The 13,920-nt window shown below is 74.7% G+C and carries 9 protein-coding genes, 1 tRNA gene, 1 pseudogene and 1 riboswitch; of the genes and pseudogenes, 8 read left to right on the top strand and 3 right to left on the bottom strand.

From position 1 onward, the window contains the following. The first annotated feature begins 312 nt into the window (after window positions 1-312). The 3 genes and pseudogenes from ACZ6Z8_RS26615 (at window position 313) to ACZ6Z8_RS26605 (ending at window position 4,756) form a co-directional block, all read left to right on the top strand. Window positions 313-1,179, top strand: coding sequence for an FAD binding domain-containing protein (locus ACZ6Z8_RS26615; RefSeq protein WP_046385723.1), 867 nt, complete (start codon window positions 313-315; stop codon window positions 1,177-1,179). A gap of 71 nt (window positions 1,180-1,250) precedes the next feature. Continuing rightward, window positions 1,251-1,802 (top strand): annotated as a pseudogene (locus tag ACZ6Z8_RS26610) ((2Fe-2S)-binding protein); the annotation flags it as partial. 623 nt (window positions 1,803-2,425) lie between these two features. Further along, window positions 2,426-4,756, top strand: coding sequence for a xanthine dehydrogenase family protein molybdopterin-binding subunit (locus ACZ6Z8_RS26605; protein WP_465612560.1), 2,331 nt, complete (start codon window positions 2,426-2,428; stop codon window positions 4,754-4,756). A 105-nt stretch (window positions 4,757-4,861) separates the two neighbouring features. Here ACZ6Z8_RS26605 and ACZ6Z8_RS26600 read toward each other — a convergent pair. Beyond that, a tRNA-Cys gene (locus ACZ6Z8_RS26600) sits at window positions 4,862-4,933 on the bottom strand. Between the two features lie 83 nt (window positions 4,934-5,016). Next, a riboswitch (guanidine-III (ykkC-III) riboswitch) is annotated at window positions 5,017-5,082 on the top strand. A 44-nt stretch (window positions 5,083-5,126) separates the two neighbouring features. On the opposite strand from ACZ6Z8_RS26600, the gene ACZ6Z8_RS26595 reads away from it, so the two are divergent. After that, window positions 5,127-5,441, top strand: a complete 315-nt coding sequence (locus ACZ6Z8_RS26595; protein ID WP_465612559.1) for a DMT family transporter — start codon at window positions 5,127-5,129, stop codon at window positions 5,439-5,441. A 92-nt stretch (window positions 5,442-5,533) separates the two neighbouring features. Beyond that, window positions 5,534-7,006, top strand: coding sequence for an MFS transporter (locus ACZ6Z8_RS26590; RefSeq protein ID WP_465612558.1), 1,473 nt, complete (start codon window positions 5,534-5,536; stop codon window positions 7,004-7,006). Window positions 7,007-7,025: 19 nt separating this feature from the next. Here ACZ6Z8_RS26590 and ACZ6Z8_RS26585 read toward each other — a convergent pair whose 3' ends face one another. Then, a complete protein-coding gene (locus ACZ6Z8_RS26585; RefSeq protein WP_465612557.1) occupies window positions 7,026-8,348 on the bottom strand; it encodes a polysaccharide deacetylase family protein in 1,323 nt (440 codons plus the stop codon). Window positions 8,349-8,799: 451 nt separating this feature from the next. Between ACZ6Z8_RS26585 and ACZ6Z8_RS26580 the strand changes: the two genes are divergently transcribed. From ACZ6Z8_RS26580 to ACZ6Z8_RS26570, 3 genes are read left to right on the top strand one after another with little or no spacing between them, the layout of a single operon-like run. Continuing rightward, window positions 8,800-9,444: a class F sortase gene (locus ACZ6Z8_RS26580; protein ID WP_465612556.1), complete on the top strand. Its 645-nt coding sequence runs from the start codon at window positions 8,800-8,802 to the stop codon at window positions 9,442-9,444. Beyond that, window positions 9,441-10,757, top strand: coding sequence for an alpha/beta hydrolase (locus ACZ6Z8_RS26575; RefSeq protein WP_465612555.1), 1,317 nt, complete (start codon window positions 9,441-9,443; stop codon window positions 10,755-10,757). Before ACZ6Z8_RS26580 ends, ACZ6Z8_RS26575 begins: the two co-directional genes overlap by 4 nt. Then, complete coding sequence (locus ACZ6Z8_RS26570) at window positions 10,754-13,294, top strand: bifunctional lysylphosphatidylglycerol flippase/synthetase MprF (RefSeq protein WP_465612554.1); 2,541 nt, start codon at window positions 10,754-10,756, stop codon at window positions 13,292-13,294. Before ACZ6Z8_RS26575 ends, ACZ6Z8_RS26570 begins: the two co-directional genes overlap by 4 nt. Window positions 13,295-13,367: 73 nt before the next feature. On the opposite strand, the gene ACZ6Z8_RS26565 is transcribed toward ACZ6Z8_RS26570, so the two are convergent. Further along, window positions 13,368-13,796, bottom strand: coding sequence for an SsgA family sporulation/cell division regulator (locus tag ACZ6Z8_RS26565; protein WP_465612553.1), 429 nt, complete (start codon window positions 13,794-13,796; stop codon window positions 13,368-13,370). Window positions 13,797-13,920 lie beyond the last annotated feature (124 nt).

The raw sequence follows: 13,920 nt of genomic DNA, 5'->3' as shown, positions 1-13,920 counted from the left end.
GAGCGCCGATGTGACTGTCGGGAACTTATGAGCGGTCATCTGACGTCAAGAAGAGATGAACATCTGCCCCGGCTCGGTCAGAGTCGGGGCAGATACCGCCCGGTATCCGTCCCAATCGGGCAGTCCCGTTCACCGGCCCCGAAGTGATCATCGAGCATTGTGTGCCAGAGTTGCCCAACCCGGCCCGATCGCCCGTACCCTACGGCCAGGCCGGGCTGCTGACGCGGACAGTGCGGCCGCGGCCGCGGCCGCGGGCGGCAGGCGATCGATGAGCAAGTGGAGCACGGTGGGACCCAGGTGAACCGGACGATCATGCTGCCGGCCTCGCTCGACGAGGCCGTCGACGCGCTGGCCGCCGCCCCGGCCGCGGTACCGGTGGCCGGAGCCACCGACCTCATGGAGGCCGTCAACGCCGGACGGCTGCGCCCCGCCGCCCTGGTCGGCCTCGGCCGGATCACCGAACTGCGCGGCTGGCGCTACGAGGACGGCGGCACCGCCGTGCTCGGCGCCGGACTCACCCACGCCCGGATGGACCGCCCCGACTTCGCCGCGCTCATCCCCGCCCTCGCCGACGCCGCCCGCACCGCCGGACCGCCGCAGGTCCGCAACGTCGGCACCCTCGGCGGCAACATCGTCACCGCCGCCCCGGCCGGCGACACCCTCCCGGTGCTCGCCGCCCTGGAGGCCACCGTCACCCTCGCCCGGGCCGGCGCCAGCCGCGAGGTGCCGGTCAGTCACCTGCTGACCGGCCTCGACCCGGTGCGCCCCGGCGAACTGCTCACCTGGGTGCGGGTCCCGCTGCTGCACGCGCCGCAGGTCTTCCTCAAGGCCACCGGCCGCAGCGGCCCGGCCCGCGCCACCGCCTCCGTCGCGCTCGTCCTCGACCCGGCCCGGCGCGCCGTGCGCTGCGCCGTCGGCGCCGTCGCCCCGGTGCCGCTGCGCCCGCTGGAGGCCGAGGCCTGGGTGGCCGGCTGCATCGACTGGGACGGCAGCCGGGAGATCGACCCGGCGGCCGGCGCCGCCTTCGGCGAGTACGTGGCCGCCGCCTGCGTCCCCGACAACTACGGCGCCGAGGGCGCCTGGGAGGCCGTGACCGAGGGGCCGACCGCGGCCGCCGTTCGGCTGCGGCGTACCGTATCGGTGCTGGCCCGACGGGCACTGGGAAGGGCGCTGAAGTGACCACAGACCCCATCGAGACCCTCCACGCCGACCCGCTCGGCCTCGCCCCGCAGGTCAGCCGGGAGCTGCGCCCGTGCGCCTCCTACACGCTGCGGGTCAACGGTTTCGAACGGCCCGTCACCGACGCCTGGATCGGCGAGAGCCTGCTCTACGTGCTGCGCGAGCGGCTCGGCCTGGCCGGCGCCAAGGACGGCTGCGAGCAGGGCGAGTGCGGGGCCTGCTCGGTGCAGGTGGACGGCCAGCTGGTGGCCGGCTGCCTGGTGCCCGCCGCGCTGGCCGCCGACAGCGAGATCAACACCGTCGAGGGCCTGTCGGCCGGCGGCGCCGCGAGCGACGTCCAGCAGGCGCTGGCCGCCTCCGGCGCCGTGCAGTGCGGCTACTGCACCCCCGGCATGGCGATGGCCGTGCACGACCTGCTCCAGCGCAACCACCGGCCCACCGAGGTCGAGGCCCGGCAGGCGCTGTGCGGCAACCTCTGCCGCTGCACCGGCTACCGCGGCGTGCTGGCCGCCGTCCAGACCGTCGCGGACGCCCGCGCGCTGGAGGCCGAGGAGGCGGAGCGGGCCGCCGCCGGGGAGACCGCCGCCGAACCGTCCGCCGAGGCCGGGTCGCCGGGCACCGCCGCCGCGCCCGCCGAACAGGCAGCCGCCGTCGAGCAGCCGGGCGCCGTCGCGCCGGAGCCGGTCGTCGAGCCGCCGGTCCACGCCGACGCCGGGGCCTGGATCGAGCACGTCCCCCAGCCGCCCGCCGAGCCCGCCGCCGCACCCGACCAGGCCCGGGCCCAGGACCAGCCGCAGGCCGAACAGCCGTACGGCGACAGCGGCTACGACACCGGCGTGTACGACACCTCCGCCCTGACGGCGATGCAGCCCGGCATCCCCGCCCAGGCCGCCGACGACCAGGTGTACTACCAGCCGCAGGGCTACCCCGAGCAGCCGTACCAGGCCACCCCCGCCCACGGCACCTACGTGCCGGCCGGCTACCCGGACGGCCACCAGCAGCACAACGGCTACGACACCGGCTACGACACCGGCTACGACGCCCCGGTCTACGAGCCCACCCCCGCGCACGGCACCCCGCTGCCCGGCGCCGTCCACGACGGCACGCCCCCGCACGGCACCCCGTACCCGGACCCGCACGGTGCCCCGGCCGACGGCGGTGGGCCGCCCGGCGCCCCGACCACCGGCGTCCCCTACGGCGCCACCCCCGCCCACGGCATCCGGCTCCCCGAGGACGACCACGCATCATGACGTCGCCTACCGACATCGGCGCAGCACTCCAGCAGGACGGCGGCGAGGGCGACGCCGCACCGGAACCCTTCGGCCTGGGCAGCTCCCCGCTGCGCAGTGACGCGCTGCCCAAGGCGCTCGGCATCTACCCGTACGCCGCCGACCTGTGGGCCGAGGGGCTGCTGTGGGGCGCGGTGCTGCGCTCGCCGCACCCGCACGCCCGGATCCGCGGCATCGACACCTCGGCCGCGCTCGCCCTGCCCGGGGTGCACGCCGTGGTCACCGCCGCCGACCTGCCGCCCGGCCCGGACGGCCTGCCGGACGGCGCCCCGGCCGGTCCGATCGTCGCCGACCGGCCGGTGCTGGCCGCGGGCGTGGTGCGCCACCACGGAGAGCCGATCGCGGCCGTCGCCGCCGACCACCCGGACACCGCCCGGCTGGCGGTCGGTCTGATCGCGGTCGACTACGAGCCGCTGGAGGCGGTCACCGACCCCGAGCAGGCGTTCACCGCCCCGGCGCTGCACCCGGACGGCAACCTGTTCCGCCACCTGCCGCTGCGCACCGGGGACCCGGACGCGGTCGGCGAGATCGTCGTCGAGGGCCTCTACCAGGTCGGCCGGCAGGACCCGGCCCCGCTCGGCGCCGAGGCCGGGCTGGCCGTGCCGCGCCCGGACGGCGGGGTGGAACTGCACCTGTCCTCCACCGACCCGCACGGCGACCGCGACCGCACCGCCGCCTGCCTCGGTCTGGAGCCGGACCGGGTTCGACTGGTGGTCACCGGCGTGCCCGGCGCCACCACCGACCGCGAGGACCTCTCCTTCCAGGTCACCCTGGCGCTGCTGGCGCTGCGCACCGGCCGCCCGGTGAAGATGACCCTCACCCGCGAGGAGTCCTTCCACACCCACACCTCGCGCCACCCGGCCCTCCTGCGCTACCGCCACCACGCCGACGCCGACGGCAAGTTGGTGAAGGTGGAGGCGCAGATCCTGCTGGACGGCGGCGCCTACGCGGACGTCTCGGCCGAGGCGCTGGCCGCCGCGACGGCCTTCTCGGTCGGCCCGTACGTCTGCCCGAACGTGTTCGTGGACGCCTGGGCGGTGCGCACCAACAACCCGCCGGCCGGGCGGATGCGCGGCGAGGGCGCGCTGCAGGCCTGCTTCGCGTACGAGTCGCAGCTGGACCAGCTGGCCGCCCGGGTCGGCGTGGACCCGGTGGAGATCCGCCGCCGGAACGCGATGTCCACCGGTGACCCGCTGCCCACCGGACAGGCCGTCACCTGCCCGGCGCCGGTGAAGGCGCTGCTGGACGCGGTGGCCGCGGAGCCGCTGCCGGCCCTGCCGGTGGACGACCCGGACGCCGAGTGGCTGCTGCCCGGCGGGCCGGGCGGCGCCGGGGACCCGGCCGCGGTGCGGCGCGGGATCGGCTACGCCGTCGGCATGGTGCACATGCTGGGTGCCGAGGGCGAGGACGAGGTCTCCACCGCCACCGTGCGGGTCAGCGGCGACCACGCCACGGTGATCTGCGCGGCCGTCGACGCCGGGCAGGGCTTCGCCACGCTGGCCCGGCAGATCGTGCAGACCGTGCTGGGCGTCAGCGAGGTCTACATCGCACCGGCCGACAGCGACCAGTCGATCGCCGGGCCCTCCGCCCGGGGCCGGCACACCTGGGTGTCCGGCGGGGCGGTCGAGCGGGCCGCGCTGATGGTCCGCCACCAGCTGCTGCAGCCGATCGCGGCCAACTTCGGGATGTCGGTGGAGCTGCTGCAGATCGCCGACGGCAAGATCACCTCCTACGACGGGGTGCTCGGCATGCCGGTCGCCGAGGCACTGGAGGGCAAGGAGCTCTGGGCCACCGCCCAGTGCCGTCCGCACCCGACCGAGCCGCTCGACGAGTCCGGGCAGGGCGACGCCTTCGTCTCCATCTCCTTCTGCGCGATGCGCGCGGTGGTGGACGTGGACATCGAGCTGGGGGCGGTGCGGGTGGTCGAGATGACCGTCGCCCAGGACGTCGGCCGGGCGCTCAACCCGCGCCAGATCGAGGACCGGATCGAGGCGGGCGTGGCCCAGGGCGTGGGCCTGGCGCTCATGGAGGACCTCCAGACCACGGGCGGGCTGCTGGGCAACCCCTCGCTCACCGGCTACCGGCTGCCCACCTCGCTGGACACACCGGAGGTGCGGATCGCCGCCCTGCTGGAGGAGCGGGACGTGGTGGCCACCTTCGGCGCCAAGGCGGTCAGCGCGGTGCCCGCGGTGGTCGCGCCGTCGGCCGTGGCCGCCGCCGTCCGGGCCGCCACCGGTCTGCCGGTCGGCCGGCTGCCGATCCGGCCGGAGGACGCCGTCACGGCCTGAGCGCGGAATCCGGATCCGAACGCGCGGATCCGGATGCGCGGATCCGGAACGGAGAATGCGGAATTGCCGGTCGACCTTTCAGGTCGACCGGCAATTCCCTTTTCGAGGCCGTGGCGGGAATTGAACCCGCGTACACCGCTTTGCAGACGGTTCCCTGAGCCACTCGGGCACACGGCCGGCGAATTCAGGATGGCCGATCCCCCGAATGGGGTCAATGAACTCGTGTAAATTCCGTGTGGCAATGCGTGCTACCGTCGGAGGCGGTGGCTGTCCTCCCGCCACCCCGGACGAGCGCGTCGTACCCGGTGACGACAAGACGACGCAGTTCAGCGGCAATCCGGCCGCTGTGGACTGCGGAGGTACGGCCGTCATGGCTTGGCTCGTTCTGATCGTCTCGGGTCTCCTGGAGACCGTCTGGGCGGTGGCCCTGGAATCGTCCAAGGGCTTCTCCCGCCTCGTTCCCGGCCTCGTCTTCGGCGTCGCGCTGCTGCTCAGCATGGGCGGACTGGCGTACGCGATGCGCACCGTCCCGATCGGCACCGGCTACGCCGTCTGGGTCGGCATCGGCGCCGTCGGCACCGCGCTCTACGGCATGGCCGTCCTGGGCGACCCGGCGACGGCGGCCCGGATCGGCTGCCTGCTGCTGATCGTCTCCGGCGTGGTGGGGCTCAAGGTGCTGCACTGACCGCCGGGCCACCGGTCCTAGGCCTGCGGACCGATCCGGTCACCGACTCGGGTCAGGGGTCATGAGCGCGGACGGCCCTTACGATGTTACGTATGACCACTGCCTCCCCCACCTCGGTCGACCCCGCCCCGATACCGCCCGGAACCGACCCCGGCGGCGGGGTCCTCAGCGGCCGCTACCGCGCGCTGACGCTGGGGATCGTGTCGGTGGTCCTGGTGATCGCCTTCGAGGCGACCGCCGTCAACACCGCGATGCCGACCGCGGCCCGCCAGCTGAACGGCCTCGGGCTGTACGCCTTCGCCTTCTCCGGCTACTTCACCACCACGCTGTTCGCCCTGGTCGTCTCCGGCCAGTGGTGCGACCGGCGCGGCCCGCTGCAGCCGCTGTTCGCCGGCATCGCGGTGTTCGGCGCGGGCCTGGTGGTGGCCGGGACGGCCCCCGGGATGTGGGTGTTCGTGGCCGGGCGGGCGATCCAGGGCCTGGGCGGCGGGCTGGTGATCGTCGCGCTGTACGTGGTGGTCGGCCGGGCCTACCCGGAGCGGCTGCGGCCGTCGGTGTTCGCCGCCTTCTCCTCGGCCTGGGTGCTGCCCTCGATCGTCGGGCCGCTGGTCTCCGGGGCCGTCACCCAGCACCTCGGCTGGCGCTGGGTGTTCCTGGCGGTGCCGGTGCTGATCCTGCTGCCGCTGGGCGTGATGGGCCCGGCGCTGCGCCGCTCCATGGGGGTCCCCCCGGCCGGAGGCTGGGGGAGGGAGCACCCGGTGCCGCGGGGTGCGGACTTCGACCGCCGCCGCACCCTGCTGGCGGCGATGGCCGCGGTCGGCGCCGGACTGCTGCAGTACGCGGGCCAGCGGCGCGACCTGGTCGGGCTGCTCCCCGGGATCGCCGGGGCGGCGCTGCTGGTGCCGGCCGTCCTCGGGCTGCTGCCCGAGCGGACCCTGCGCGCCGGGCGCGGGCTGCCGACCGTGATCCTGCTGCGCGGGGTGGCGGCGGGGGCGTTCTTCGCCGCCGAGGCCTTCATCCCGCTGATGATGACCACCCAGCGCGACTTCTCGCCGACGCTGGCCGGGCTCACCCTGACCAGCGGCGGGCTCTCCTGGGCGCTGGGCTCCTGGCTGCAGGGGCGGCCGGGGGCGGAGCGCTACCGCGGGGCGATGATCCGCGGCGGCTTCGTGCTGACCGCGGTGGCGATCGCGGGCGCCGCGCTGGTGCTGATCCCGGCCGTACCGTCCTGGACGGCGTCGGTGGCCTGGGGCGTCGGCGGCGTCGGGATGGGGCTGACGGTCGCCAGCGTCAGCGTGCTGATGATGCGGCTCTCGGCGCCGGAGGACGCGGGGGCCAACTCGGCCGCGCTGCAGATGAGCGACGCGCTGGGCAACGTGCTGCTGACCGGCCTGGCGGGCGTGCTGTTCGCGGCGCTGGGCGGCGGCTCGCTCGCCGCCGCCCGCGACGGCGCCGGGGCCGGGGCCGGGGGCTCGCCCGGCGCCTTCGCCGCGATCCTGCTGGTGATGGCCTCGGTGGCGGTGCTGGGGGCGCTGCTCGCCGGCCGGGTCCGGGCCCGGGCCTGACCGTCCGACGGCCCGGCGGTCAGCCGGCGGTGGCCGCCGCGGTGGGGGAGGGGAGCGGGGGCGCCGCCGGGGTGCCGAGGAAGCTCTCCCACCCGCCGGCCGGGGACTGGCCGGGGCCGAGGCTCTGCAGCTTGCGCAGCACCGCCGGGTCCTGGGCGTCCAGCCAGTCCACCAGCTGGCGGAAGGAGACCAGCCGGACCTCGGGCTTCTCCGCGATCGACTTGAGCGCGTCCTCGACGGCGTTCATGTAGATGCCGCCGTTCCACTCCTCGAAGTGGTTGCCGATGATGTACGGCGCCCGGTTGCTGTTGTAGGTGCGGTCGAAGCCCATCAGGTAGGAGTCCCGGGCCTGGGTCTGGAAGCCCGGGTAGAGCGCCGGGTCCGCCTTGGTGTTGGGGCCGCACTGGTTGAACATGATGTTGTAGTCCATCGACAGCACCTGGAAGGTGTGCCCGGGGAAGGGGATGGACTGCAGCGGGAGGTCCCACAGGGCCCCGCCCTGGATCTTCTGCGGCCACACCTGGGTGCCGTTGCCGCTGCTGTCGTAGCGCCAGCCGCGCTTGACCGCGGTGGGCAGCAGGTTGCGCTGGCCCTCCAGGCAGGGGGTGCGGCTGCCGATCAGCTCCTTGCGGTAGTCGAAGGGCAGCGCCGGCAGGTCGGTGAAGCCGGTGTTGGTGCGCCAGTTCATCACGAAGTCCATCGCCTGCTGGATCTCGCTGTCCCACTCCTCCGGGGACCACTGGCCGACGCCGGTGGAACCGCAGAAGTGGCCGTTGAAGTGGGTGCCGATCTCGTGGCCCTCCAGCCAGGCGGCGTGCACGTTCTCCAGGGTGTCGTGGATGTGCTGGTCGCTCAGGTAGCCGATCTCGGAGGCGCCGATTTTGTGCTGCGGCGGGCGGTACAGCTCCTTCTTGGACTCGGGCAGCAGGTAGAGGCCGCTGAGGAAGAAGGTCATCGAGGCGTTGTGCTCCCGGGCCAGCCGGCGGAAGCGGGCGAACAGGCCGTTGTCGAGCTCGCCGGCGCCGTCCCAGGAGAAGACCACGAACTGCGGGGGCCGCTGGCCGGGCTGGAGCCGCTCGGCGACGGGCTGGTGCGGCTGGAGGCCGGTGTCCGAGGTGGAGCCGTCGCCGATCAGCACGGTCTGCGGCTTCTGCGGGGCCGGGGCCGGGGTGGCGCTCCGGTCGCCGGGCGTCGGGGCGACCGGGGCGGCGTTGCCGGCCTTGTGCTCCCCGCCCCCGCCGGCCCGGTCACTGCCGCAGCCCGCCGCCAGGGTGGCGGCGGTGGCCGCCCCGGCGGCCAGCAGGGTTCGACGGGAGAGCGCGTCCATGGTCACTCCGTTCATGAGGCGATCGGCAGGCGTGCGGCGTGCCGGCGACGGGGGTGCGTGCGGCGTGCGGGCGGGTGGCGGCCCCGCGGCAGGCGTGCGGCGTGCGGAAGTCCGGTACGACCGGAGGGGGATGGAGCCCGTGACCGGGTCAGCATGCCATGAGGGCCGGAACGGTCGGAGAGGCGCAGCGAACGGTCGTGATCGATCGCCCGATTGACGCAACCGAACCGGCGGGCCGGGACGTCGATGCTGTTCGAGGGGGTGGTGGTGCCGCGCCCGTACGCGGGACAGTGCCGTCACGCTGGGTCGCCGGGCCCCCACCGAGCGCAGGACCGGGGCCGTCGACCCTGCCGATCGGCGGGTGCGGATAGGACCGCGATGGGGACGTGCCTTAGGGTCCGATCCGATTGAATGGGTTCCCAGGAAACTCTCAGGAACGGGATCCGAGCGGCAGAGGGGAGCACCCGTGGGCGTCCAGCAGAGCAGGAGCCCCTGGCCGGGTACCCTGGCGGCCGGCGCCGCGCTGGTGCTCGGTGCCTGGCTGCTGCACGACGGCGGCTCGTCGGTCCTGCCGCCCGCGCCCGGCGCCGGGCAGGCGCTGTCCGGCTTCGCCCCGGTCTCGGTCGTCCCGCCGCTCGGCCCGTCCGCCCCGACCAGGATCCGCATCCCGTCCGTGCGGCTGGACGCCCCGGTCACCGAGCTGGGCCTGGACCCGGACGGCCACCTCCAGGCCCCGCCCGCGGCCGACCGCAACCTCGCGGGCTGGTACCGCGGCGGCGCCAGCCCCGGCCAGCGCGGCACCGCCATCCTGGCGGGGCACGTCGACAACGAGTCCGGGCCGGCCGTCTTCTACCACCTGGGAGCGCTCCGCCGGGGCGACCGGATCGAGATCGCCCGGGCCGACGGCGCCACCGCCGTCTACCAGCTGTACGCCATCGAAGTGCACGACCGAAAGGACTTCCCGGACGACCGGGTCTACCGCCAGGCCGCCGACGCACAGCTGCGGGTGATCACCTGCGGCGGCGCGTACAGCGGGGAACACGGCTACGAGGGCAACGTCGTCGCCTACGGGTTCCTGGCCGACACCAGAGCGCCGGGCAAAGCCGCATGAGCACGCTCACCCTCGCCACCCGCTGGAACCCGGTCGACTGGCCGCTCACCCACGGCCCCGTCCCGTACGCGGTGCTCGCCGCGGGCTGGGCCGCGCTCGCCCTGCTGGCGGTGTCCCGGCACGAGCGCTGGCGCGCCCCGCGAATACTCGGGGCGCTGCTGCTGGGCGCCGTGCTGACCGTCCTGGTGAAGGTCGTCGTCGACGACTGGTGGCACCCGTTCCCGGAGGGCACCCCGGACTTCGTCCTGCGCTGGACGGCCGTCGCGCTGTTCGCCCTCGCCCTGCTCTGCTTCCGGACGCCGCTGCTGCCCACCCGTCGCAGGTTCCTGGCCGTCGGCGGCCTCGCCCTGGTGGTGCTGATGGCCGCCTCGCAGGTCAACCGGGGCTTCGACCAGTACCCGACCGCCCGGGCCATGCTGGCGCCGCACACCGACGAACTGACCACGGGGCTGGCCGCCGCCGTCGTGCAGGGCTCGCCCGACCGCCCGCTCTCCGAGCTCTGGCACGCGCCGGCCGGCCTGCCGGCCAAGGGCACCCTCTCCACCGTGACCGTCCCCGGCACCAGGTCCGGCTTCAGCCCCCGCCCCGGCTACGTCTACCTGCCGCCGGCCTACCGGGCCAATCCGCGGCCGCTGCTGCCGGTCGTGGTGCTGATGCCCGGCCAGCCCGGCGCGCCGGAGGACTGGGTCAACTCCGGCGCCATCCGGGAGAGCCTGGACGCGTTCGCCGCCGAGCACCAGGGCCTCGCGCCGATCGTGCTGGTCGTCGACCAGACCGGCGGCAACTTCGCCAACCCGCTCTGCATGGACTCCCGGATCGCCAAGTCCCAGACCTACCTCGGCGTCGACGTCCCGGACTGGATCCACCGCAACCTGCAGACCGCCACCGGCCGCGGCGCCCTCGCCATCGGCGGGCTCTCGCTCGGCGGGACCTGCGCCCTGCAGCTGGCCGTCAACGCGCCCGACGTGTACGGGACCTTCCTGGACATCTCCGGGCAGGAGGAGCCGACCCTGGGCACCCACCAGGAGACCGTGGACCAGGCCTTCGGCGGCGACGAGGCGGCCTTCGACGCCGTCGACCCGGTGCACCTGATGGCCGGCCGGAAGTACCCCGACACCGCCGCCATGATCGTGGTCGGCGCCGACGACCCGTGGTTCCGGCCGGGACAGGAGAAGATCCGTGCGGCGGCACAGGCGGCGGGCATGAGGGTCGGCTACCAGACCATTCCCGGCGGGCACAGCTGGACGGTGTTCCGGCAGGCCTTCGAGCAGAACCTGCCCTGGCTCGCCCAGCAGACGGGACTGATCCGGTGACCAGACTCCTCGCCGCACCGCCGCGCGCCGCCGAGCGGGACCAGGGCGCCGACCTCGCCCCGGTCACCCGCACTCCGGAGGCCGGCCCCCAGCGGATCCGCCGGGCGGCCCGGGCACTCGGCCACCAGCTGCGCTCGGCGCCGCTGACCCTCTCGCTGCTGGCCGGGCTCTGGGTGCTCGGCGCCGCCACCGGGAGCCTGTCCGGCGGGCCCTCCGCGCCGCTGCTCGCCCGTACCGGCGTCGGCCTGCCCACGCTCGGCGGGGGCCGCTGGTGGACGCCGGTCAGCTCGCTGCTGTGGTGCTCGGGCATCGGCGCGTACGTCTTCACCAGCCTGCTGCTGCTCCTGGTCGGCCCGGCCGCCGAGCGCCGGCTCGGACGGCTGCGCACCCTCGCGGTGCTGGTCGGCGGGCAGGTCGCGGGCACCCTGCTGGGCACCGGGCTGGTCGAGACGGGCGCCCTGGCCGGCGAGCAGTGGACGGCCTCGGTGGCCGACCAGACCTCGGTCGGGCCCGGCGTCGGCCTGTTCGCCCTCGCCGGGGTGCTCGGCTACCGGCTCACTGTGCTCTGGCGCCGTCGGCTGCACCTGCTGGTGCTGCTCGTCCCGCTGGTCATGACGCTGTACGTCGGCCACCTGCAGAGCGTCCAGCGGTGCGCCGCCGCACTGCTCGGCCTCGGCGTGGGCGCGCTGCTCAGCCGCGGCCGGCCGTACCCGCGCAGCCACGGCTCCTCGCACTCCGAGACCCGGGTGCTAGTCGCGCTCTGCCTGGTCGCCGCCGCCTGCGGGCCGCTGATCGCCTCGCTGTACGACAACGCCAGCGGGCCCTTCAACACCTTCTCCGAGCTCTACTTCTCCCACCGGCTCAGCCCGGAGGAGGTGGCCGACTTCTGTGCGGTCTCGGCGCACGACTGCGCCCGGGCGCACGCCGTCGAGCGGATATTCGACACCCCGGGCCGGCTGATGGCCGCGCTGTTCCCGGCGCTGCTGCTGGTGCTCGCCGAGGGGCTGCGCCGGGGCCTGCGGTTCGCCTGGCGGATCAGCGTCGCCACCGAAGTGCTCTGGGCGGCGCTGCTGACCTGGTTGTACTTCGAGGCCGGGCCGGTCAGCGGGGACATGGTGCAGTACTTCGTCGAGGCGATGCTGCTGCCGCTGCTGACCACCGCTCTGCTGCTGGCGACCCGCCAGCGGTTCCGGCTGCGGCTGTCCGGCCGGGCGGTGCGCCGACTGGCCCTGGTGGTCGGCGGGGCCGCGCTGGCCGCCTCGGCGGCGTACGTGGGCCTCGGGCGGCTGGTGGCCGCACAGTTCGAGCCGGGCGCGGGCCTGCGCGGGCTGGCCGACGGGCTGCCCGCCCAGTTCCTGCCGCCCGCCTACAACGACCTGCTGCCGGACTACCCGATCGCGGTCGGCCCGGTGGCGCTGTTCCTGGAGACGTACTGCGGGCTGGCGTTCTGGGTGGTCGCGCTGGGCGCGCTGCTGTCGGCGTTCCGCCGTCCGATGCTGCACGCCGACGCGGAGGCGGCCGCCCGGGCGCGGGCGCTGCTCACCGCGCACGGCGGCGGGACGCTGTCCTTCCTCACCACCTGGGACGGCAACCACTACTGGTTCGACGAGCAGGGCCGCGCGGCCGTCGCCTACCGGGTGGTCGGCACCGTGGCGTTGACCACCGGTGATCCCTTCGGCGCCCCGGAGGACCGGGCCCGGGCGGTGGCCGGATTCGCCCGCTACTGCGACGACCGGGGCTGGACGCCGTGCTTCTACAGCGTCGGCGCCGGGACCAGGGCGTCCACCGCCCAGCTGGGCTGGCGCTCGGTGCAGGTCGCCGAGGACACCGTGGTGCCGCTGCCCGAGCTGGCCTTCACCGGCCGCAAGTGGCAGGACATCCGCACCGCCCTGAACAAGGCCGGCAAGCAGGGCATCACCGCGGAGTGGTGGACGTACCACGAGGCGCCGCTCGCGCTGCGGGAGCAGATCCGGGCGATCTCCGAGGAGTGGGTCTCCGAGAAGGGCCTGCCCGAGATGGGCTTCACCCTCGGCGGACTGGAGGAGCTGGACGACCCGGACGTGCGGGTGCTGGTCGCGGTGGACGCCGACCGGGTGGTGCACGGGCTGACCAGCTGGATGCCGGTCTACGAGGACGGCGTGCCGGTCGGCTGGACGCTGGACTTCATGCGGCGGCGTTCGGACGGCTTCCGCGGCGTGAACGAGTTCCTGATCGCCTCGGCCGCGCTCGGCTTCAAGGCCGAGGGCGCGCGCTTCCTGTCGCTGTCGGGCGCGCCGCTGGCCCGCGCCAGGCAGGACGAGGAGCCCACCGGGCTGCAGCGGACGCTGGACTGGATGGGCAGGGCGCTGGAGCCGGTGTACGGCTTCCGCTCGCTGCTGGCGTTCAAGGCGAAGTTCCAGCCGGAGTACCGGCCGATGTACATGGCCTACCCCGACCCGGCCGCGCTGCCCGGCATCACCAGGGCGATCGGCAAGGCCTACCTGCCGCACCTCACGCCGGCGCAGGGGGTCCGGCTGATGCGCAGGCTGTCGGGCTGAGCCGCCGGTGACCGCCGGTGACCGGCTCTGACGTCCGGAAGCACGGGGGCGCTCCCGGACGCCGGTCGCCTCGTCAGCCGAGCAGCTGGGCGAGCGCGCGGTCGGCGTCCAGGTGCAGGTGCTCCTCGCCCTCGGGGACGAGCAGCCGGCTGCGCCACAGGAAGCGCCGCAGGTCGGCGGTGTCGAAGCGGAGCAGCGCGGTGCCCTCGGGGGCCCGCAGCTCGACCATGGTGCGCCGCGCGACCGTGGGCCGGACGTGGACGTCGCCGACGCCGGTCGGCACCTCCAGGCCGGAGGAGAGCAGCCGACGGGCGAACACCCAGACGACGTCCTCGGCGCTCGGGCCGTCCACGGCGTCGTCCAGCGAGAACTCGGCGGGGAACGTCATCCGGACCGCGAAGGGGTCCTCCGGCAGGTAGGACAGCACCACGCGCAGCCGGGCCGAGCGGTGCGGGGAGAGGATCAGGTGGGCCTGGACGGTCTCTTCGACGGCGGAGTACAAGGGTGGGTCCCTTCGTTCGGCGGGGCCGCGCGACGGCAGGTGGGGTTGGCGCGGCCTCACCCTGATGAGAGTGCCGGGGGGACCGGGGATTACCCGGTTCCGCGGGCGATCAACTGTGACCTGT

The sequence above is a fragment of the Kitasatospora sp. NPDC101108 genome (assembly GCF_055584725.1).
Note: the sequence above shows the minus strand (reverse complement) of the source record. Positions and strands in the feature narration are given on the sequence as shown.

Coding starts and splice junctions, on each gene's coding strand:
- ACZ6Z8_RS26615 (WP_046385723.1), top strand. CDS start 313: ATGCTGCCGGCCTCGCTCGACGAGGCCGTCGACGCGCTGGCCGCCGCC.
- ACZ6Z8_RS26605 (WP_465612560.1), top strand. CDS start 2,426: ATGACGTCGCCTACCGACATCGGCGCAGCACTCCAGCAGGACGGCGGC.
- ACZ6Z8_RS26595 (WP_465612559.1), top strand. CDS start 5,127: ATGGCTTGGCTCGTTCTGATCGTCTCGGGTCTCCTGGAGACCGTCTGG.
- ACZ6Z8_RS26590 (WP_465612558.1), top strand. CDS start 5,534: ATGACCACTGCCTCCCCCACCTCGGTCGACCCCGCCCCGATACCGCCC.
- ACZ6Z8_RS26585 (WP_465612557.1), bottom strand. CDS start 8,348: ATGAACGGAGTGACCATGGACGCGCTCTCCCGTCGAACCCTGCTGGCC.
- ACZ6Z8_RS26575 (WP_465612555.1), top strand. CDS start 9,441: ATGAGCACGCTCACCCTCGCCACCCGCTGGAACCCGGTCGACTGGCCG.